Annotated in this window: 17 protein-coding genes and 2 tRNA genes; 7 read left to right on the forward strand and 12 right to left on the reverse strand. The window is 49.3% G+C overall.

Going from position 1 to position 20,348, the window contains the following annotated elements:
- Positions 1 to 141: 141 nt before the first annotated feature.
- The 8 genes from ACJ2PR_RS14525 to ACJ2PR_RS14560 form a co-directional block, all read right to left on the reverse strand.
- Positions 142 to 213: transfer RNA gene (locus tag ACJ2PR_RS14525), tRNA-Thr, on the reverse strand.
- Between the two features lie 69 nt (positions 214 to 282).
- A tRNA-Tyr gene (locus ACJ2PR_RS14530) sits at positions 283 to 364 on the reverse strand.
- Between the two features lie 65 nt (positions 365 to 429).
- Entirely contained in the window at positions 430 to 1,989 is a 1,560-nt protein-coding gene (locus tag ACJ2PR_RS14535; RefSeq protein WP_446877518.1) for an NAD(P)H-hydrate dehydratase, read from the reverse strand.
- Between the two features lie 373 nt (positions 1,990 to 2,362).
- Positions 2,363 to 3,058, reverse strand: a complete 696-nt coding sequence (locus ACJ2PR_RS14540) for a DUF4231 domain-containing protein (RefSeq protein ID WP_446877519.1) — start codon at positions 3,056 to 3,058, stop codon at positions 2,363 to 2,365.
- Positions 3,059 to 3,181: 123 nt separating this feature from the next.
- Positions 3,182 to 3,928, reverse strand: coding sequence for a hypothetical protein (locus tag ACJ2PR_RS14545; protein ID WP_446877520.1), 747 nt, complete (start codon positions 3,926 to 3,928; stop codon positions 3,182 to 3,184).
- Positions 3,929 to 4,238: 310 nt separating this feature from the next.
- On the reverse strand, positions 4,239 to 6,497 hold the full coding sequence (locus tag ACJ2PR_RS14550; protein ID WP_446877521.1) for an ATP-binding protein: 2,259 nt from the start codon (positions 6,495 to 6,497) through the stop codon (positions 4,239 to 4,241).
- Between the two features lie 421 nt (positions 6,498 to 6,918).
- Positions 6,919 to 8,032, reverse strand: a protein-coding gene (gene prfB, locus ACJ2PR_RS14555) for a peptide chain release factor 2 (RefSeq protein WP_446877551.1) whose coding sequence is annotated in 2 segments (ribosomal slippage) — positions 6,919 to 7,959 and positions 7,961 to 8,032 — 1,113 coding nt in all. Because the reading frame shifts where the segments join, the coding sequence is not laid out codon by codon here.
- A gap of 213 nt (positions 8,033 to 8,245) precedes the next feature.
- Positions 8,246 to 8,704 carry a hypothetical protein gene (locus tag ACJ2PR_RS14560; RefSeq protein WP_446877522.1) on the reverse strand — a complete coding sequence of 153 codons (459 nt, stop codon included), beginning with the start codon at positions 8,702 to 8,704 and terminating at the stop codon, positions 8,246 to 8,248.
- Positions 8,705 to 9,122: 418 nt separating this feature from the next.
- On the opposite strand from ACJ2PR_RS14560, the gene ACJ2PR_RS14565 reads away from it, so the two are divergent.
- Positions 9,123 to 9,923: an RNA polymerase sigma factor SigF gene (locus tag ACJ2PR_RS14565; RefSeq protein ID WP_446859708.1), complete on the forward strand. Its 801-nt coding sequence runs from the start codon at positions 9,123 to 9,125 to the stop codon at positions 9,921 to 9,923.
- 108 nt (positions 9,924 to 10,031) lie between these two features.
- On the opposite strand, the gene bchD is transcribed toward ACJ2PR_RS14565, so the two are convergent.
- The 3 genes from bchD to ACJ2PR_RS14580 all read right to left on the reverse strand — a co-directional run bounded on the left by bchD (position 10,032) and on the right by ACJ2PR_RS14580 (position 13,344).
- Entirely contained in the window at positions 10,032 to 12,089 is a 2,058-nt protein-coding gene (bchD, locus tag ACJ2PR_RS14570; RefSeq protein WP_446877523.1) for a magnesium chelatase ATPase subunit D, read from the reverse strand.
- Positions 12,090 to 12,177: 88 nt separating this feature from the next.
- Positions 12,178 to 12,678, reverse strand: coding sequence for an MAPEG family protein (locus ACJ2PR_RS14575; protein ID WP_446877524.1), 501 nt, complete (start codon positions 12,676 to 12,678; stop codon positions 12,178 to 12,180).
- A gap of 3 nt (positions 12,679 to 12,681) precedes the next feature.
- On the reverse strand, positions 12,682 to 13,344 hold the full coding sequence (locus ACJ2PR_RS14580; protein WP_446877525.1) for a GIY-YIG nuclease family protein: 663 nt from the start codon (positions 13,342 to 13,344) through the stop codon (positions 12,682 to 12,684).
- A 147-nt stretch (positions 13,345 to 13,491) separates the two neighbouring features.
- Between ACJ2PR_RS14580 and ACJ2PR_RS14585 the strand changes: the two genes are divergently transcribed.
- Positions 13,492 to 13,929 carry an HHL1-like protein gene (locus ACJ2PR_RS14585; protein ID WP_446877526.1) on the forward strand — a complete coding sequence of 146 codons (438 nt, stop codon included), beginning with the start codon at positions 13,492 to 13,494 and terminating at the stop codon, positions 13,927 to 13,929.
- 1 nt (position 13,930) lies between these two features.
- Here ACJ2PR_RS14585 and ACJ2PR_RS14590 read toward each other — a convergent pair whose 3' ends face one another.
- A complete protein-coding gene (locus ACJ2PR_RS14590) occupies positions 13,931 to 14,944 on the reverse strand; it encodes a hypothetical protein (RefSeq protein WP_446877527.1) in 1,014 nt (337 codons plus the stop codon).
- Between the two features lie 233 nt (positions 14,945 to 15,177).
- Here ACJ2PR_RS14590 and rplU point away from each other — a divergent pair, with 233 nt between their 5' ends.
- The 5 genes from rplU to ACJ2PR_RS14615 all read left to right on the forward strand — a co-directional run bounded on the left by rplU (position 15,178) and on the right by ACJ2PR_RS14615 (position 20,295).
- The gene (gene rplU, locus ACJ2PR_RS14595; RefSeq protein ID WP_446859702.1) at positions 15,178 to 15,552 is read left to right on the forward strand and encodes a 50S ribosomal protein L21; all 375 of its coding nucleotides are present in this window, start codon (positions 15,178 to 15,180) and stop codon (positions 15,550 to 15,552) included.
- A gap of 39 nt (positions 15,553 to 15,591) precedes the next feature.
- The gene (gene rpmA / locus ACJ2PR_RS14600; protein ID WP_446859701.1) at positions 15,592 to 15,876 is read left to right on the forward strand and encodes a 50S ribosomal protein L27; all 285 of its coding nucleotides are present in this window, start codon (positions 15,592 to 15,594) and stop codon (positions 15,874 to 15,876) included.
- Between the two features lie 630 nt (positions 15,877 to 16,506).
- On the forward strand, positions 16,507 to 16,656 hold the full coding sequence (locus ACJ2PR_RS14605) for a hypothetical protein (RefSeq protein WP_446877528.1): 150 nt from the start codon (positions 16,507 to 16,509) through the stop codon (positions 16,654 to 16,656).
- Positions 16,657 to 17,119: 463 nt separating this feature from the next.
- Complete coding sequence (locus tag ACJ2PR_RS14610) at positions 17,120 to 19,642, forward strand: beta strand repeat-containing protein (RefSeq protein ID WP_446877529.1); 2,523 nt, start codon at positions 17,120 to 17,122, stop codon at positions 19,640 to 19,642.
- 89 nt (positions 19,643 to 19,731) lie between these two features.
- Positions 19,732 to 20,295: a hypothetical protein gene (locus tag ACJ2PR_RS14615; RefSeq protein ID WP_446859698.1), complete on the forward strand. Its 564-nt coding sequence runs from the start codon at positions 19,732 to 19,734 to the stop codon at positions 20,293 to 20,295.
- The last annotated feature ends 53 nt before the right edge of the window (positions 20,296 to 20,348 follow it).

The raw sequence follows: 20,348 nt of genomic DNA on the forward strand, positions 1-20,348 counted from the left end.
TAATTGGGGGGTGGAGGGCAAAAGCGCCAGGCAACGAAGCCAAAAACTTATTGAACTCAAGTCTCTTTAGCAGTTCTGAGAGTTCGACACCTGAAATTCTCAAGCTCCTAGATTGATTAGAACTTAAAGTTTCTAAACTGAAGCCCGTGATGAGGATTGAACTCATGACCTCACCCTTACCAAGGGTGTGCTCTACCACTGAGCCACACGGGCAATGAACAACTAATATAGTAGAGGAAAAACTCTAACTTTTCTTTTTACTATATCAAGTTTACTGTGAGATGGGCCGAGCTGGATTTGAACCAGCGTAGGCGTAGCCAGCGGATTTACAGTCCGCCCCCATTAACCACTCGGGCATCGACCCATTTGTCCCACGGATATAAATAGTAGCACACCCCTGTGTAAAGTCAGCAACAGAAATCGAAAATTCTATGACTTCACAATTGCCCTCAATGCCGGGATCAAAAACTGAGTCAGCGTGTGGGCATCTACACCCAGTTCGGTGCGGGTTTGAGCCGCCAAAATCCCAGCTTGAGCGTGCCACCAGGCCGCTGTCTGAACCAGATCGACGATCGATGTTTCTCTTAGAATAGACATCTGCTGCGCCAGCAATCCGCCTAAAAGTCCCGTCAGCACATCACCACTGCCTCCTCTCGCCAGGGCAGGCGTACTGTTTGGATTAATTCTCGTTTGCCCTTGAGCGTCTGCGATCGTCACTCTTGCCCCCTTGATTAGCACGATCGCGCCCGTTTGTTTTGCGGCTAATTGGACGGCAGTCACGCGACAGGTCGTAGAGTCCAGGTCAGGAAAAAGTCGTTTAAATTCCCCCAAGTGAGGCGTGAGAATCGTTGGAGCCTGACGGTTTTGAAGGGTGGGAATGGTGCCTTGAGCCGCCAAACTATTTAGCCCGTCGGCATCCAGAACAAGAGGACAGTTACTTTCGAGGACTTGCTGAACGACCGCGCTGGCTTCTAGCGTCAGACCGGGGCCACAGGCGATCGCTTGAAAGGAGGAGAAAGGAAGGAGGGATGAGGGAATGGTGGCGATCGCACCTTCTGGCGTTTCTGGACAGCCCACAACTAGAGCGTCAGGAAGGTGGGAGGAGAGCATCGGTTTGAGCGATTGAGGAACGGCGATCGTCAGCATTCCTACACCGCTCGATCGTGCGCCCAATCCTGCCAGCAGTGCACCTCCTGCATATTTTTGAGAGCCACAGATTAGCAGAAGATGCCCCATTTTGTATTTGTGGGTAGAAGGGGGGCGTGAGAGGGGCAACATCGAGAGTGCCCAGTTAGCGGTTCCACGTTGAATGGAAGGAGAATCGCCCAATACAGCAAAAATATCCGTCAGGGGCAGATCGAAATCGATTAATTCTGCTTGACCGACCTGCTCTAAGCTCCAATCTTGCAGTAGACCTTGTTTCCACAGTCCCAGACAAAGCGTGTGAGTAGCTCGAATGGCGGTTCCCAAAGTTTTTCCGGTGTCGGTGTGCAGTCCAGAAGGGAGGTCGATGCTGACGATCGGGAGCTTCCAACGATTCACTTGCTCAATCAGGGGCGCGATCGGATCAGTGAGGCAGCGTTCTAGCCCAAAGCCAAACAAGCCGTCAATTAGCAGATCTGAAGTTTGCAGCGGCTCAATCTCAGAATGGCAGGGCACACCCAGGCTTTTGACATAGGTGTAGTGATGGGCGGTCAGGTCTTTGAGGTGAGAAATCGGAGAACAAATTGCGACCTGGTAGCCTCTAAAGTGCAATTCGCGAGCGACAACCAGCGCATCTCCGCCATTGTGTCCCGGCCCAACCAAAACGCCCACCCGTGAATGAGTCGATCGAGGGTAGAGCATAACAATGCGATCGGTAATGCGCCCTGCAACTTTTTCCATGAGGGCAGCGACGGGCATTCCGGCGGCGAAGAGTCGAGATTCGATCGATCGCATCTGATCCGCTGTCACTACGATGCGTTGAATGTGTTCTAGCCTGTCAATCACAACAAAACTCCTGCTGCGGTTTTTTTAACGTGAATTCGATGGAATCTTTCGCTGCGGTTATAGATCCAGGCAGCCCCCTAAATCCCCCAATTCTGGGGGACTTTGAACGAGAAATCTTGCCCGAAAGTCCCCCAGAATTGGGGGGTTGGGGGGCAGAAGCGTTGAGTAACGAAGCGGAAAACCTTTGTCGAATTCACGTTGTTTTAAGCTATCAAGTTTTAGAGTGTGAGGCGCGAGGTACAGAGCTTGTTAAGAAATAGAATCCCGCTTAATGGTTAGTGTTTTCTTGCCCTTTGAGTCTTGAGGGTCTGGCTGCAATGGCTCCAACTGATGCAAAGGGGTTAATAACCGTTCGTTATCTGGTCGAGTAGATTCATTCTGATGACTCGTTATTTTCTGATTGGTCTTTGTCGTCATCCTTCTTTTTCTCTTGCACCACTTGAGTCGAGTAGACTTCTACATCGCGCTGCAAAATTTCTTCGACCTGACCCGCAAATAAAGTAAAGGCATCCTTATGGGAACCCGTTTTGCTGTAAGTCGCGTAGGGGCCCGTTAGCTGAAAAAACTGCCAGCCTTGAGTTTTAAGCGATTCTACTGATCGCCGATAGTGCCGCCAGCGATCGCCATTATTAAAAAACTGCTCAGATGCCGCACTGATCGCCACCACCTGACTGAGGACAAACGCCGACACCCCAAAGAAGACGCGGTAATGATTATTGGTGTTGACTGGCGTTTGAGTCGGTTGCGTCACCTGTTGCAGCGCATCCAGATTAAAACTGCTCAAACTGACAAACGCAGGAATAATCACGCCGCCGATAATGGTGATCAGCCGTAGCCGACGGTGCCAATTGCGCGCGCTTGCGGCCCGACCTTCCATCCAGAGAACCTGATCGAGCCAGCGCGATCGCAAAAACTCTTTTTGCAACGGGGGCAACTCCACCAGGTCAATGAGTTTGCCAAATTCCTGCTTTAGATGATCGTTATAGTTAAACTTCTGTTTCCGATTTGAGGTTCCTGGAGAAGTCGAGCCTCCTACCGAAAGAGGAATTTCGCGATCGCCCTCAGACATAGATACTCCTGCCCCTGTGACGGTGACTTTTTTTCATTAAACCGGACAAACCGGATCATTTTTAATTTTTCACTTTTAATTTTCTATTTGATCCAAGGGTGAGCGCTAGAGAAATTTCTCGATCTACCCCACTTCCCCTGCAAAAATCTCATCTAAAATGCTGGCTAGCGCGTCTGTCCCCTCGCTCAGATTGACGGCTTGTACCAGACCCGACTCGATCAAAGCGTGGGCCCGATCGTCTGTGGGTTCTCCGCGCAGTCCGGCTGCCAACTGATCTGCGGTGCGTCCACTCCCAGCGACAACGATTACCAACCGACCCGCCTCTACGTTTTGTAGCGCATCCTTCCAGGTCACTTCTCCCCCATTGATCAAAACCGTCACCGAAGGCGCACCGCCCGCTAACTCACTAGCAACCTTTGCAATCCACAACGACTCGTCGCCCCACTGCGAACCGGGCACCAGCAGAAAGTGAGTATGAGACGGCTCTAAAGGGGTGGCTTCCTCAGAGGTGGGAGTCTGTTTGGGTAGAGTGGCCAGTTCTTCTGGGGCCACCCCGATCAGCGGAAAAGACCCCGCGATCGCCGTTCTCGCTTCCCCCATCAGCCGCATCACTCCAGCATCTGTGCCCCCATCCACCACACAGGCTTGCCACTTTTGAGCGATCGGAGCCAGTACATCCCAAAACAAGCGCTGCACCTGAGAGTAGTCAGCTTGACTCAGCTTACTTGCTCCACCAATCACCACCAACACAGGACGAGAACGACGAGCAAACCCCAGCGATCGCAAAGATGCCGATAGCTGACCAAAGAAATTGACATGAATAACGGCTGCGACTTGGTTGGAGAACGTAACAGTGAAAGGTTTTTCCATGAACAGAATGTTACCGCCAAAAGTTAAAAATGGAGTAGAGAAGGCGGAAGCGAAGGACTGATCCAGGCTTCTGTTCCTCCGTTCAAAGATCGAACGGGTCAGCCGGGTTGTTTACAAGTATCTTCTGCAAACATTTTACGGTGGTCAGTTCAAGAACCCTCAAATGTAGGGGATCTTCCTGGATCTAAACGTGAAAGATCTCATTGAGTTCAGGTTGAATTTAAAGTCTTTCTCACGGAGTGCAAACGGTAGACCCACTGCACACTCAATCGTTAGACCCCAAAACAGTTAAACCCCAAAACGCCCCTTCTCAGAGTTCCCTTTCTGACCTTTCCATCACCAATGCTGTCACCTTATCAATCAAATGCTCCGGTTGGCTAATCGGTTTAACCAGATAGTCATTGGCTCCGGCTTCGAGACATTGAATCGGCTCGTGAGCATCGGCTTCTGTGATCAGCGCCAAAACTCTGAAGTTGTGAGTGTTTGGGTCTTGTCTCAGATGGCGGATCACCTTACAGCCATCCATTCCCAATAGCTGAGAATCGACAATTACGGCGATCGGTTGCAGCATTTCGATCTGACGCAGAGCCGTGGTGCCCTCGATCGTCCACACGACCTGATAATCTGCGGCGGTCAGCAAGTCACAGATCAAGGTAGCGGTTTCTTCGTGACTTTCGATCAAGAGAATTCGAGGATGCAGAGCTGCCGCTAGACGTTTTTGTTTGGCGCGATCGAGGGCAGACAAGCTTTGAGTGGGGAGATATACCGTAAATTTTGACCCAACGCCGACGGCTGAAGTCACTTCAATTTTGCCCCCATGCAGTTCGACCAGTTGTTTGGTCAGGGCTAACCCCAATCCCGTTCCTTCATACTTGCGGTGATAGGAAGCATCTAGCTGCTGAAATTTTTGAAACAACAACGGAACTTGGTGGTCAGGAATGCCAATTCCCGTGTCTTCGACTTGCAAAACTGCGGTGTCGTCGTTGAGCCAGATCCTCAGTGTCACCAGTCCGCCCGCTAGCGTAAACTTGATGGCATTACTGAGCAGGTTGACCAAGATTTGCTTGACGCGATGACAGTCTGCTTTAAAGAGGGCGGTTTCGGCGATCGCCTCCACTCGCCAATCCAGAGTTAATTGAATGTGGCTGCGATCGGCTTTTTCTTTCAGCAAATTGAGGGTCTGTTGCGCCAACTCAAACAGCGAAAACTCGCTCACCTCCAAAATCGTTTTGCCTGTCTCCACTTGAGAGAGGTCTAAAATGTCGTTAATTAAGGCCAGCAGGTGTTCTCCGCGTCCCTGAATGGTCTGTAAATATTCTTGCTGCTTTTGGAGGGTGAGTGCCCCTTTTTTGTGAGTATGCAACTGATAGCGCAATAGCGTTGAAGCCATGCCAATGATTGTCGTTAAGGGACTGCGTAGCTCATGGCTCATGGTTGCCAAAAATTCTGTTTTTGCTCGACTGGCCGATTGGGCGGCGACCAAAGTATCCCGCAGTTCTTGAGTACGATCGACGACTTGCTGTTCTAGCGTGGCTTTTTGCTGAGTGACTTGAGTGTAGAGTTTTGCCTGATAGATGGCGATCGCCAAATGTTCTGCAATTCGTTGCAAAAAGGCTTTTTCGCTATCTTGCCAGTGACGCGGCGCACCACACTGATGGGCGATCAAGAGTCCCCAGACTTCATCTCGAACCACGATCGGCGTGACTAATTCTGCTTCCACCTGTTCTAGATGAGCGAAGGACAGGGGACGATCGTCTGCCCAAGTGATTTCTCCATCCACTTCTCGCGGTCTAACGCTGTGCGAGTCTTCCATCTGATGCAGAATCGAGGGAATGGAATCATTTTTTCTGGCTTCGTAAGTAATTCTATCCAGATTGGCAACCTCTGCCCAAAGGCTGGGCTGATCTGACTCAAACTCCAATAGACAGGACGGTGCAGGGATATTGAACTGATAGATAATCAGGCGATCAGCCTTAAGAAATTGGCGCACCTGTTGAACGGCAGTCTCTAATACCACAGGCAATTCTAGACTTTGCCGAATCAGCGTCGTCACCTCGTTGATCAGTTTTTCTCGCTCAACCTGCTGTCTGAGGGCGACTTCTGCGGAAGATGTGTGAGTCGCCGGGATTACCAAAAGTTCGATAAGCTGCAAGGTAAAGGCACTCTGAACGGCGGGGTCGTTGGGCTGGATTGAAGATCGGGTCGATCGCACTCGCTGCAAAATTGGAGCAGGCAGCAAAGTCTCCAGACGGGTCAAAAAGGCGGCGATCGTGTCTGGCTCAAACGTCAAGCCCATCTGACACAGCGTTTCTACCTCATTGCGAGAGTTTTGATCGGCAGCGTCTTCTAAATCAATCCTTTCTCCTTGCAGCAGGGCACAAAAAGTCTGGGAAATCACTAAAACAAACCGCTCAGTTGCCCGCAGGTTAAAAACTGGCAAGACGGACTCAGTGAGTACGATCGCCCCTGATTGATTGGTTTGCTTTAGCAGTCCCCCGATTTGGTGAAAAACACTCCACGGAAGAGTTCGATAAAAACTCTGGGTTTCGGTGCCTGGTGTATTCCGCATCTGGGCAGGAAGAAGTGTCTGCGATAGTGATGACAAAAAAGGGGTGCTATCCCTATCTACACAATGCCTTAATTAAGAAGGGACATACAGCAATGACTTTGAAGCTTTTCTTAAATTTGCTCAATTCTAAACCCTGAAGATTCTGTGACACGACGCTCTATCTCTCTGATGTACAAACTGATGTGCAAAGAACCATCTAAAGTCTGTAGAAAAGGTGAAATATTTCGCTAGCACTAATTTTTAGAGCATTTGCGATCGCCTTGAATCAAAGAAGCTGTCATGCAATTTGCTTGATAATGTTAACCCACACCCTCTTTTTCCTGAGTTTAGTGAGTTAGTAAAGCGGAGAGAAACTGCCGTTTTTATGACTGTGTAAATGGTCGCTCTCCTGCCTTCTGTAAATCGCAGTTTTATTGAATAATCAAGCCTCAACTAGTTGATTTTCTTGGCGTAGATAAGCCTCAATCAAAAAGTCTAACTCCCCGTTCATCACGTTCTGAATTGCGGTTGTTTCTACCGAAGTTCGCAGATCTTTGACCAACTGATAGGGATGAAACACATAGTTACGAATCTGGTTGCCCCAGGCTGCTTCTACGATGTCACCTCGAATGTCGGCGATCTCTTTGGCGCGTTGTTCTTGAGCCACAATCAGCAGTTTGGCTTTGAGAATGGCTAGCGCTTTTTCTTTGTTTTGTAGCTGCGATCGCTCCTCAGTACAACGCACTGCCAGACCTGTGGGCAAGTGGGTAATTCGCACAGCCGTCTCGACTTTGTTGACGTTTTGTCCGCCTTTACCCCCGGCACGAGAGGTCGTGATCTCCAGATCCTTATCGGGAATGTCTAACTGCACGGACGTATCGATCATCGGCATCACCTCCACCCCAGCAAAGCTCGTCTGCCGCTTGTCGTTAGCGTTAAATGGTGAGATCCGCACCAGGCGATGAGTACCCTTCTCTGACTTGAGATAACCGTAAGCGTAGCGCCCATCAATTTCCAAAGTCGCTGACTTAATGCCTGCTTCTTCCCCTTCTGAGCTTTCGATTAGATGCACTTTGTAGCCGTGAGCTTCTGCCCAGCGCGTATACATTCTCAGCAGCATTTCTGCCCAATCTTGAGCATCCGTTCCACCCGCTCCGGCGTTAATGGTTAGCAGTGCGCCTTTTGCGTCGTAAGTGCCCGACAACATTTGCTGTAGCTCCCACTGGTCAAGCTCTCGATGCAGTTGAGCCGTTTTTGCCTCCCCTTCTTCTAGCAGCGAGTCGTCCATCTCCAGAGACAGCAGTTCTAAAATCGCCTCAGCATCATCTAAAAGCGTCTTCCACTGGTCAAATTGCTGAAGATGAGATTTGTAATCGTTAAGTTCTTGCAGGGTTTTTTGAGCGATCGCTTGATTGTCCCAAAATTCGGGCTGAGAAGCGATTTGCTCTAGATCTTGAATTTTTGCGGTCAAAGCAGGAACGTCAAAGATACTCCTGAGTTTTACCCAGGCGATCAGTGAGCAATTCGACGTTGCGCTTTAGTTCTACGGTATCCATAGCGATCGTAATTTCCTCAGACAACCTTCACAATTGTAGCGAGTCATGGGTCGTCTCTTACGGACAGATGGATTTGATTCATCACGATCGCACTCCAATCCTGCACCACTCGTAAATTCACGGAAACAAAACAAAAGTAGACCCCTCAAGAGAATTGATTGATCAACTCCCCCAAGAGGTCTAACCCTGAGATCTTAGAAATCAGGTCAGTTCTTACTTCGATTCAGCTTTTTCGGCCATTTTCTCAATTTTGCCAGCCGCTTGAATCAAGGCCTTGCCGACTTTGTGCAGGGGGCCTTTGACTCCGCGTTCTGCTTCGTCTCCAATCGCGTTGGTTTGCTCACCCAGTTGGCTGAGAACTTCGGCAATTTCACTCGCTTCAGACTTTTTGCCCTTCAGGAGCTTTTTGAGTTCCTTAAGGCTACTGGAGAGTTCTTTAATGTTTTCTTCTTTGTGACCTTTGAGGAAATTAACCCACAGATCGATCTGACCGATCGCGTCGCTGGGTTCAATTTCAGTTACGTCACTATGCAGAATTTCGACGAGAGAATCCGGATCTGGAGTTTCGTCACCTGCATCAGAGTCAACTTCTTTTTGAGCAGCTTTAGGCTCCATTTCTTCTTCCATTTGAGAATCGTCGTGGTTACCTTTGCTCTTATTTTGAGTTGCCATTGCTCGTTCCTTTTTCGTAAATGTTGAAAAGTTCACACTTGCTAGATTACGGAAACGATCGCGGTTTTCCCTCTGTCCGTAGAGCAACTTCAGGAATCATTCAAGAGAAGGACGCGCCTCAAAAAGAATGCAGGTAAAGACTCAAACTCAAAAATGCAGAAGGCTTTCAGGAAGAAGCTTTCAGACTTTCTTCTACTGACTAAAACCGTAGAATTACGGGACTCAATTTGCCAGATATACGAAAAATCTATGATCCAAATCACAGACGGAAAAAGTTAGGAATGCTCCCCCACGGTTCCAGAGAACCTTACGTGTTTTTGCCGACTGTCTTAAGGAAGAATTTTGATTACTACCGTAGATCGACGATGGTTTCTATCGGTCTACCTATAGAAAATAGGCTCAACGCTGATATGAAAAGATGACCTTGCAAAAGATGATGGCTACTCAATCTTCTCTTCGTTCTCGTGGCATGGAACTCCTTGTTTCGTACCACCAAAAACCGTCTGTCCGTGTCCGTAACCAGTTGGTGCAACTCAACGCAGGTCTGGTTAGAAAAATCGCTCATCGAGTCAGCCACCAGTGTGCCGAACCCTACGAAGACCTTGAGCAAATTGGCTATCTCGGTTTGATTCGCGCCATTGAGCGGTTTAACCCTCACCAAGGATGTGCGTTTAGTTCGTTTGCGGTGCCCTACATTCGCGGTGAGATGCTGCATTTTCTGCGCGATCGTGCAGGTACTGTTAAGATTCCCCGGCGTTGGCAACAACTCAACAAAGAAGGCCAACGAGTTCGCGAAAGTCTGACGGAAGCGTATGGTCGTCAACCGACGGATGAAGAAATCGCACTAGAGTTGGGCGTTGGCGTAAATGAATGGCGCGAGAGCAAGCTGGCTGCAAGAAACCGTCTGCCTTTGAGTCTCGACGCTACGATCTGCCAACAGTTGGACTCTCCAATGACCTTGGGCGACACGCTGCCTGACTCTCGTTATCAAGCTCTTCAGCACTTAGAAGAAGATCGTCAGCAATTGCAACGTGCCCTAAATCAACTGGAAGATAAGACGAGGCAAGCGATCGAATATGTTTTTCTTCATGACCTCTCTCGCAAGGAGGTCGCCGAACAAATTGGAGTCAGCCCCATGACAGTGACCCGTCGCATTCATCGCGGCATTCAACAGATGGTTGGACTGCTGCAACCTCAAGTCTTGCAAACCGACCCCTAACTCGCTGCTAAGATTACCCCCATCATCTCGGATACGCCGGATTGAGTTACCTTCAGTTCGGCGTTTTCTGTTGGCAATTTTGAGCCTGGATTGAGAACTCAAGATTTGTTAGCGCGTTTTCATGTCCGCGATCGCGTTACGGGTCATGGAAGCGATCGCCTGATCGTTGGCTTTGGGCAAATGATAATACTTACCGCCGGATTGTTTCGCTAATTCTTTGGCAAAACCAGTGGAAATGAATTTGTTCTCGGTGTCGATCACGAGTAGCTGAAAGCCGATCGCTCGAATTCGAGAGGCAATCTCCAAAAGTTCGCCTTTGATGTCGGGTTTTTCGCCTTCAGGAAGGGTTTCGCCGAGCGATCGAGCCAGCGAGACATTGCCACGACCATCTGTAATCGCGACGATGACGACTTGACCAATATCGCCTGATTGTTGAGCATTGACTCCCACCCGAACGGCTTGAGTCAGTCCATGCGCCAATGGGGAACCTCCGCCACAGGGCATTCTGTCTAATCGACGTTTGGCGGCTTCGATCGACCTCGTGGGCGGCAACAACACTTCAGCCTGTTCGCCTCGAAAGGGAATCAGCGCAACCTGATCGCGGTTTTGGTAAGCCTCAGTTAAGAGTCGCAAGACGGCACCTTTGGCGGACTGCATTCGGTTGAGCGCCATTGAGCCAGAAGCATCGACGACGAAAACGATTAATGCGCCTGCTTTTCGGGCGAGTCGTTTTTGACGAATGTCGCTTTCTTCAACAAAAACCCGCTTGCGAGAAAGGCTGGATGGCGACTGTTCGCTCGATCGCTGACGACGTGATTTTTGATAAGGAGCAGCCGATCGTAAGGTGGCATCGACGGCAATTCGGCGCACTTTGCCTTTGGGCAACATCGGCTTAATGTAGCGGCCGCGATCGTCCGAGAAGATCACCGATCGGCTTCCAGATTTGCCCTGGCGGGTTGCCATTTGAGCAAAATAGAGGACTTCTGGATCGAGAATGACACCTTCTGGATCAAAAATGAATTCTTCTGGAATGTTGGGTGGCTCTTGTTCCTGTTGTTCGTCTTCTTCTTTTTCGTCTTCCGGCTCGTCTTGCTCTTGATCGGTTTCGTCTTCCGGCTCGTCCTGATTTTGGGGCGGTGGGGGCGGAGGCGGAGGTGGGTTCTCTTCGGGTGGAGTCTGAACGATCGTCGATCGCGGCACAATTACCAATTCAACCGCCCGACGCAGATCTTCAGCATTCACCTCAGTTCGCCCGTCCAGAGCAGCATGAGCCTTAGCCACTCTCAGGGCAAACAGTTCGGCTCGATGTCCTTGAACGCCGCCTCGAATCGCCTCATTCACCAAATAGTTGATCTGGTCAGTGGAAATGCGGACATCCTTTAACCATTCTCTCGCCAGAATAATTTGCGTTTTGAGAGAGTCCAGGTCTTCACTGTATTCTTTGAGAAATTCTTGAGGCGAGTTTGCATATTGAGTGGCTTGATCGACCGCCTGAACCCGATCGTCCAGTCCCAAAACCATGTCGGCGGAGAGGGCGATCGCGATCCGATCCAGTAAATGTTCTCTCAGTGATCCTTCTTCGGGGTTGTAAGTAGCAATCAGTAGAGGCTTACAAGGATGCTGAAAACTGATGCCTTCGCGCTCGATTTGATTGCGTCCATCGGTTAATGCACTGAGTAATAGATTTGAGATTTGGTCGTCGAGTAGATTAATTTCGTCAATGTAGAGAACACCGCGATTTGCTTCTGCTAGTAGTCCCGGTTGAAAAACGGTTTGCCCTTGTCGGATCGACTGACTGACATCAACAGAACCAATCAAGCGATCTTCTGTCGTGCCGAGGGGAATCTGAACAAAGGGCGCACGAATTATTTGAGTTGGCAAGTCTGCACGATCGACATTTCCAAACTGCTCCAGCGTGCGATCGTCCCATTCGCCCGGAGCATTCGGATCACAATTGCTGATCGAATCTGTGACCACCTCGATCGGCGGCAACAGTGCATGAATCGCCCGTGCCATCACCGATTTGGCTGTGCCTCTGCGTCCAGCGATCACCACACCGCCTAAACCGGGATCAATCGCCGTCAAAAGCAAGGCCAGCTTGATGGCTTCTTGACCAACGACCGCCGCCAAAGGAAACGCTGTAATAGGAGTGTCAAGTGCGGGCATGTAATCTGGTAAATGATGATTCAAAAATCAGCTTATCAAGGGGCTGGCACTGATAGAAAGCGTTAAAGTCCTCTAAAACCAAAGCCTTCTAAAACCAAAGCCCTCTAAAACTATAGTAGAGGCAAGCCAGACTCCCGATAACGTAAACAAACCAGGTTCCAAAAAAACCGATCGCTCGTCCGGGTGAAGGGCCGTAGGTTTGAATGACTCCCCAAGCGTAAACAATTCGCGCGATCGTCAGAATTCCTCCAAGCATCCAGATCAGCCAGGGTGCGGCTTTCATGAATTCCAGGGCGATGAGGAAGAGGAGTGCGATCGGCACATATTCTATGAAATTGGCATGGGCACGAACTTTTCGTTGGAGCAGTCCATCGTCGATCGACTTGGTGACGACTGTTTTCTGAGCCATCTGCTCAACGAACGCTGCCCACTGACCGGGATTCTCTAAATAATCGGGCTGAGTGGTTGTATCTTTCTGAGATTCACCATGCCAAACTCTGGTGCTGGTTCGCTCCATGACGACGATGTAGGAGAGCGCCAAGGCAACCAATCCGTTCAAACCAATAAACAGAGTTGAAATCGGAATCATTGCTTACACTTCTCCTTTTTGAGATTGTTGGATAACTCCACTCCAGTCGTCATTGTGAACAGCAGATTCTAACTTTTGGCGGCGATCTCTTTCCGTTTCCGTGACTTTTTCTTGATTAAGATTCTGGTCTGCCATCGCTTTGCGAAGTTTTAGTTTTTTCTCTTCGTAAGCGTCTCGTTCGGCAGTGGTCATAGCGAGTTTGGCCGCTTCTCCCACGGTGGCAGCCCAGCCGTTTTCTTGATTGCCAGGGGGAATGATGCCCGATTCAGCAATCCAGGTGTCTCGCAGTTGCTCCATTTCCTCGCGCTTGGGAAATTTGAAGGTTTTTAATCTCAGGAAGGCACAATTTTTTTCACCAACCTGGGTGACATGTGCATTGAGAGAAAGCTGAACGTTGCGGGAATAGCCGACATATTGCAGGGTGCGATCGTCATCAAACACCGCATACACGCCCGCAATTTTGGAATTTGCTGCTTGAGTTGACCAATCCGCAATCGCCATAATTTCGTCGCCCTGACTTTCGAGATTGGGAGCGCTGGTAGTTGAGTGTTCGTCGTCAGAGCCGTACAGAAAGCTGTGTAAGCCCTGGTGTGCTTGAGGGACGTTTTGATGCTCCAGAGCGACCCCTTGCGGGTAACTCGAAGAGATCGGGTTCTCAGTTTCCATCGTTTTTTTGCCTCAAATGTCGCGCTTTCTTGTTCTTTAACTCATTCTCTAACACCGTGCGGCTAAAGAACGGGGATCATGACTATTGCAGTGGTTCAAAAATGCCGTAAACTTTTGTTACTAACCACTCATATTCGGACTCATCCTATGGCAAACCCTACCGGATTTGGCAAACCCAAGCCACAGCCCAAAAAACCTTCAAAAGGTGCAGCAAAACGGGCTGAAGCTTCACAGCTATACGATCAGTTCAAAAACGATGGTACGCCTGAGTATGAGATCTACATTCGGGTTGAGGGCAAGAAAAATTGGTTCCCCGTGGGTGCGATCGCCGTCAAGCGCACTAACCAGATTCACGCTGCCATTTTTGACAACGAGGAAGAACTTCAGAAGGGCGCGTTTCGGCTGTTTCCCATTCTCAAGAAGAGCCAGAATATGCTGGAGTATGGCTATCGGCTTAAGGAATTTAAGGACGACGAAATCGAGTTGGCGGTGCGTCCCTCAAAGGGTCAAAAGGCTGGAATTGGCTTGCAGAATGCGCTGGCAATGGTGGGCGATCGCATGACTTCAATCTTCAAACGCAAATAGTCTAAATCCAGGGATCGTCATCTTCGGGATCTTCGGGAGGCTGATTTGACGAGGCGATCAGTTTTTGATCCGCGATCGGCTTTGCAGAAACATCGATCGTGGGTTCTACAAAGTCGTCATCGTCCCAACCATCAAACGGTTCGGCTTCGGCAGCAGATTTTTGGATGATTTCTGTATTGGGTTGAACTTCAACTGCCTTTTCAACAGGCTCACTGAAATCATCGTCGTCCCAATCTTCTAAAGGATCAGGTTCAGCAGAAGCGGGACGAGCGATCGGCTCATTTTCCCAATCGTCCCAAATCTCGGCAACTTCGTGGGTTCGTTCTCTCACCTGCTCAACAAAAACCTGCCCCGTTTCTTTAGCTTGTTCGGCTAAAAGTTCGGCCTTTTCTTTGAGTTGTTCGTTGAAGATTTGCGCCCGTTCTTTAGCCTGCTGAAAGAGAGATTTGAATTCTTGTGTAACTTGAGTTTTTTCTTCTTTGAAGAAGTCAGCCGCCTTGTAAAGCTTTTCCTGAAGGCCTTCCTGGTAGATAGCGAACGATCGTACCGCTGCTTCTGACACCAACACTCGACGATTACCCAAGCTCAAAATATAGTTGGGCGGCAGTTTATAAATGCTTCCGGTCACGCTGCTTGAGATAAATAGGTAATGTTCGATTACTCCTGTTTCTAAATCAAACAAATAATCAACAACTTTTCCTGCTTTATTGCCTGCATCCGTCCAAACTTCACAGTTGACGAGTGACTCCAATTGCCGAACTTTTTCGATATCCGTCTCGACAGGTTGTGAGTTGACCAAAACGCCATTTGCGCCGATCGTATCCAATTGATCCAGATTAAACGCCGTCTTTTTGCGTCCCAATAAGCCCGACTTACAAATGAACCCCAACACTCGATGCACTTTGGGATACATCCACAGCACTTCAATCTGTCCGAGTTCTTGTAGCGATCGGCGATCGAGCACAAACTGATTGAGTAAATCGCTCTGTTTCACAACCTCTGGCTGCTTCGACATAGACCTTTTGGCGCAGTGGCTTCATTAAGTGGCTTCACCTACTAGTGTATCTCGTCATTCTTTATAGAATTTTTTAACTCTAGTTGACAGAATTCCATTAAATTCGGCAAAATGGTAGACTGGCTGTTCATTCCTGCTCGGATCAGGTCGGGCAATCAAAAGCCTGTAAGAAAGTGACGGCTTAACCCAAAACTTTCAGGCTACCTGTACGGCAACTTTTTAGGACAAGACTCATGGCTTACGCAATTATTGAAGCAGGCGGCAAACAGATGCGCGTGGAACCCGGTCGGTTCTATGATGTCGATCGCCTTGCCACCGAAGAAAATGCACAGATTACGATCGACCAAGTTCTCTTTGTCAGAAACGAAGGCGAGATCAGCGTGGGTCAACCCCTGGTCGAGGGCGTGACGATTCAAGCGACGGTGCTGAGACACTTTCGGGGACGCAAAATCATCGTCTACAAGATGCAGCCCAAAAAGAAAACTCGCAAAAAGCAAGGTCACCGTCAAGAACTGACTCGTGTGATGATCGACTCGATTAGCATCAATGGTGCTGTCATCGCTTCGAGAGAAGCTGCACAAGACCCCGAAGCGGTTAGTGAGAGCTAAAAGCTAGACTGAAAACCTAAGTAAAATTTTGAGGGAATCATGGCTCACAAGAAAGGGACAGGCAGTACACGCAACGGACGCGACTCTAACGCTCAACGCCTTGGGGTCAAACGCTACGGTGGGCAAGTCGTCAAAGCTGGAAACATTCTGGTTCGTCAGCGCGGCACCAAGATTCACCCCGGCAACAATGTAGGACGCGGCAGCGATGACACGCTTTTCTCTCTGATTGGCGGCATCGTCACGTTTGAGCCTTATGCGAAGGGTCGCAAAAAAGTCAGCGTTTATCCCGCCCCGGTCGCAGAAACCGCTGGGGTTGAAAGCTAACCAACTGAACGAAATTTTAGAGATGGGGCGCGATCGAGTCGTGCCCTTTTTTATTGGCAGTTTTTTTGGATGAAATCTACAGGGAACGCTGGTCGAATGTAATCACTTAACGTGAATTCGATGGAGTTTTCTCGCTTCGTTATTCAGCACTTCTGCCCCCCAACCCCCCAATTTTGGGGGACTTTGAGACAATATTTCTCGTTCAAAGTCCCTCACTTGTGGGGGATTTAGGGGGCTGAAGCCGAGTGAAACGAAGCGAGTCACTCTCATCGAACTGACGTTCACTTAAATCTATTCACTTAACAACCGTGGGCAGTGCCAACGAGTTCTTTAATTTTTTGGGGACAAGTCTTCACCAGCGCTAGTCTAATTTATCGGCGTTAGATTCAAAAGGTTAAAACTTAGATTTATTCAACCGCCATCATTGTGCGCCATCATTGTGTTTGTACGTCTGGTGAACTGTTTGAACGGTCTGAGCGATTGTTCGGCACGCCTTAAATCTTTTACCGATCTGCCTGGTTTTCACAAGACTGTCACAATCTTTGCTTACCTTACAAGAACAAGCCTGATTGTAAAAGTGTGCAAGCTTAACGATCGCGGCTAAAGCTCGCTTGACAGGATTCGTACAAATTGGTCGATCAAAATTGCTCTCAGTTGTTGCCCTTGATGTTGACTTGTGGTGCGATCGCAACCCTCTATTCTGGTGAAGCTTTCAAACCAATTAGTCAACACGCTGAAGCTTTTGCCGCCCTTATCTTTCCTGAGAAGCCGTTTGCTTAAGTAGCCTCGCTATCAAGTAGATAACTTGTATTTCTAGCTTACTTTATTGAGTTAGAGAGCCTAGAGACTTGAGGTTTTTAGCTTTGTTTTCTTGGTTACTTATCTCAAGAGATACGGGCTGAGAATAGTTATCTTCATTAATAGTTACTGTTGGTTACTAAGCCTTAGTGTAGAATATTGCCCCTACATAAATGCAGCAGAAAATTAGAGAGTTTATAACCTGATGTTTGACTCTCAAAGGATTAGGGAAGCATAATCTTAATCCCAAAAGACAAGATTCTCTCAATCAGTATTTTCACACCACCTGTGGATTTGAGGAATCATTTTTTGAGCAAAATTCCGCTTCTAACGCCTATTAGAATCTGAACCTCAACTCTCACAGGTTGAATCTACAAAACCTGTTGCTATTCATTCAGCAGCAGCGTCTCTCTTGTTTGCTTGTTACTACCCAAAGCTACCCGAAATGAACACCTGTCCGCCTTCTCGATTTCGACATCTCCTAGCAGCAACTCTGGCGATCGGAAGCACTTTTCAATTCGTTTTTCCCACTCTGGCGCAAAGCACAGCCGCCGGAACTGCCATCAGAAACACCGCAACTGGGACATTTTCAGACGGAACGACAACCTACAATACGACTTCTAACGAAGTGACGATCGAGGTTTCAGAAATTGCTGGCATTACACTAACGGCTCAAACCCCCAGTGTTCCTAATCCCAACGCAGGCGATACGCTATTTGTTGATTTCGTGGTCACCAACACAGGTAACGACCCGACTCAATTCTCTATTCCTGGCACCGCCACGCTCTCTAACACCACAGCCTTTGCTCAAAACGGACAGATTCAAATTATTGCTGTCAACGGCACCCCGCTAGGAACTCCGGTCAATGTGCCGAATGCAGGAGATTCGACCGCTAACTTGTTGGCAAATCCAACGATTCCAGCCAACCCTGGTACAGGCACCACCGGAACCGTCACCATTCGCGTTCCCATTCAGGTACTCGCCTCCGCAACCGCAGGCAGCTTATTAACTGTGTCATTGGGTAACACAACTCCTGTTAATGGACAGAACACCGATCGCACAGGCAACATCAGCGCAGCAGACATCTTCACGGTTGATAACGCGAATGGAGTGGGGGGCGAAACCAATGCAACGCCTCCTACAAATGGAACGCGAGAAGCAATGGCAACCAGTGGCACAATTACTGTGGCAGCCAGATTACAGGCGTTTGCGGCCGTTCTCAAAGCGATCGGGGGCTACAGCAACAACAGCACACCCAACAACCTCACAGATGACACGCTGACCTATCGACTATCTCTGAAGATTGATAACCCAACGCCGCTCCCTACTGGACTGGTTGCTTCTGACCTTTATGGCACGCTACTCAACGTCAACAACAGCACCGCGACTCCTTACGTTCTCGTCTCTGATGCGATTCCGACGGGGTTACAACTAGGTACAACGGCCTCCATTACCACTCCGCCAAGCTGGACTCCCGTTTACACCCAAGATCCGCTGACGACAAGCGCCTTGAGTGCAAGATGGAGTACAACTCGCCCAACCGCAGGAGCCGCCATTACTCGGATCGGCTTCATCTACGACACAACCACCACACCGCTTTCAAAAGGGACGACTGGTGTAGGCAATACGATTTCTGGCTTTACCTTCACAATGACACCGATCGCAGGCTTCACAGGCGGTCAGGTGGCTAACATTGCACAGGTCTTTGGGCAATCTCAACCGGGAACCATCGCCCCTGGAACGGCTACCCAGATTGTTTACGACGAGTCAGGTGACCAGACGACCAACAACGGGTTAGTCGGAAACAATCCCGATTCGACTTCGGGAGGCGCAGGCGCAAACGATGGCGGCATTACAGATGGGGTCGCTAATCCAACTGCGGATGGAACTGATCCGGGTGCAGGTAGCGATCCGTCCAACACAGGCAACACCAACCAGGGCCCTGATACAGGAACCAACGCAGGCACCAAACTTTTGGGCGGTGAAGACACTGTGTTTACGATCGCCGCGACTCCCCTAAATGGCCCAAGTGGTCAACCTGCTGCGATTGGGCCAACAGATACCAATGATGACTTTACCAATAAGTCGATCGTTATTCCTCCTAACACGCCGCCCAACCAGTCGATCGATGCCGATCCATTCACCTTCAACAACACGGTGCAAAACACAAGCGGCAGTTCTCAAGCGATTTCATTATTGCCAACTCCGCCTGCAACAACGACAGCCCTGCCTGATAACACCAAGGTGACGATTACTGATCTAGCAACAGGCACCAGCGCAACCTACAACTACACCTCAGCAGGCGGTTTCATCTTTGAATCGGGCACGGGCGGTACGAGTGCGACGATTCCCGTGAGAATCACTGTTTTAGGAGGAGGGACGGCTTCTTACCAGATGATTGTTGACCTACCAGCGGCTCCCCAACTGACTGGGTTCCCAGTTCCCATCACTGCTTTTGTGGATACGAATAATGATGGTAGTCCGGTGAATGATCCGAGCAACATTACCATCGATCGTCTCTACACCAACTATGTAAGCCTGGTCAAAGAAGCTCGAATTCTAGAGTCCAACGGTGCTGCTGTATCGGGGGCAGCAGGAAGCTTCACCACTGTGCAATCAGATCTGAGCGCAGCAGCCACTCCCGGCAGAATCATTGAATACCGCATTACTTACAGAAACATCTCAACCAGCGGGGGCACCAATAACGTCACTCTGCCTGCAAACAACCTGGTGATTGTTGAAAGTGGAGTACCGACCGCCAACAATACGAGCAATTGGTTTGGCATCACGATCGATCCAGCCTTTCCAACAACGGGTGGGGTCGGTTCCGCAGCCGATGTGAATGGAACGATCGCGGTCACGACGAGTGGCACTCCGGCAGACATTCAAGAGTACCGCGACACAGTTTTAAGTGTTCCTCCGGGTGCTGCGGCAGGGACATTTATCTTCCAGCGAAAGATCAAGTAAGTCTGGGGGGATTGTTCTTCTCAAACATCTGAGAGGTAATCCCTTCCCCCATTTCATTGTTCAAGCGAGTGTTTACAACAGGATTGGTCATGAAGAAGTATTGGTTATTTAGTGCAAGTGCGGCGCTAGTAGTTTCGGTATTGCCGATTAATGGTTCGCCTGCGATCGCTCAGATCTTTAACGCAGGTTCGACGATCGCTCAAAACGTACTCCGTCAACCCAAGGTCAATTTGAATCTGGTGGCGGATCAGAAGGTTGTCAAAAAAGATGCTCAGGGCAAAGAAATGACAAGCTGGCGACCTGTCGATGGTAAAGTCAAAGCCAAGTCAGGGGATGTGTTTCGCTTTACGGTGACAGGCGAAAATGAAGGGACTCGCGAAGCTAAGAACTTTGTGATTACACAGCCAGTACCCAAAGGAACCGTTTATGAACTAAGCACAGCGACGGTTGCTCAAGGGATTACAGCCACCTACAGCATTGATCAAGGCAAGACTTTTGTGGTGCGTCCAATGGTCAAAGTGACGCTGCCCGGCGGCAAGGTCGAAGAGCGTCCTGCTCCAGCTACGGCTTACACTCACGTGCGCTGGTCGATCGCTCAAGATCTCTCTCCCAATGCAAGCGTGGCGGCTGCTTATCAAGTCAAAGTTCGCTAGTAGCTGGGCTAAGAATTGAGTGTTGGACGATTTTTGGTTGTAGCGCGATCGTC

It is taken from the genome of Phormidesmis sp. 146-33, assembly GCF_052939515.1.

Coding starts and splice junctions, on each gene's coding strand:
- ACJ2PR_RS14540 (WP_446877519.1), bottom strand. CDS start 3,058: ATGTCTGAGGGCGATCGCGAAATTCCTCTTTCGGTAGGAGGCTCGACT.
- ACJ2PR_RS14545 (WP_446877520.1), bottom strand. CDS start 3,928: ATGGAAAAACCTTTCACTGTTACGTTCTCCAACCAAGTCGCAGCCGTT.
- ACJ2PR_RS14550 (WP_446877521.1), bottom strand. CDS start 6,497: ATGCGGAATACACCAGGCACCGAAACCCAGAGTTTTTATCGAACTCTT.
- ACJ2PR_RS14560 (WP_446877522.1), bottom strand. CDS start 8,704: ATGGCAACTCAAAATAAGAGCAAAGGTAACCACGACGATTCTCAAATG.
- ACJ2PR_RS14565 (WP_446859708.1), top strand. CDS start 9,123: ATGACCTTGCAAAAGATGATGGCTACTCAATCTTCTCTTCGTTCTCGT.
- bchD (WP_446877523.1), bottom strand. CDS start 12,089: ATGCCCGCACTTGACACTCCTATTACAGCGTTTCCTTTGGCGGCGGTC.
- ACJ2PR_RS14575 (WP_446877524.1), bottom strand. CDS start 12,678: ATGATTCCGATTTCAACTCTGTTTATTGGTTTGAACGGATTGGTTGCC.
- ACJ2PR_RS14580 (WP_446877525.1), bottom strand. CDS start 13,344: ATGGAAACTGAGAACCCGATCTCTTCGAGTTACCCGCAAGGGGTCGCT.
- ACJ2PR_RS14585 (WP_446877526.1), top strand. CDS start 13,492: ATGGCAAACCCTACCGGATTTGGCAAACCCAAGCCACAGCCCAAAAAA.
- ACJ2PR_RS14590 (WP_446877527.1), bottom strand. CDS start 14,944: ATGTCGAAGCAGCCAGAGGTTGTGAAACAGAGCGATTTACTCAATCAG.
- rplU (WP_446859702.1), top strand. CDS start 15,178: ATGGCTTACGCAATTATTGAAGCAGGCGGCAAACAGATGCGCGTGGAA.
- rpmA (WP_446859701.1), top strand. CDS start 15,592: ATGGCTCACAAGAAAGGGACAGGCAGTACACGCAACGGACGCGACTCT.
- ACJ2PR_RS14610 (WP_446877529.1), top strand. CDS start 17,120: ATGAACACCTGTCCGCCTTCTCGATTTCGACATCTCCTAGCAGCAACT.
- ACJ2PR_RS14615 (WP_446859698.1), top strand. CDS start 19,732: ATGAAGAAGTATTGGTTATTTAGTGCAAGTGCGGCGCTAGTAGTTTCG.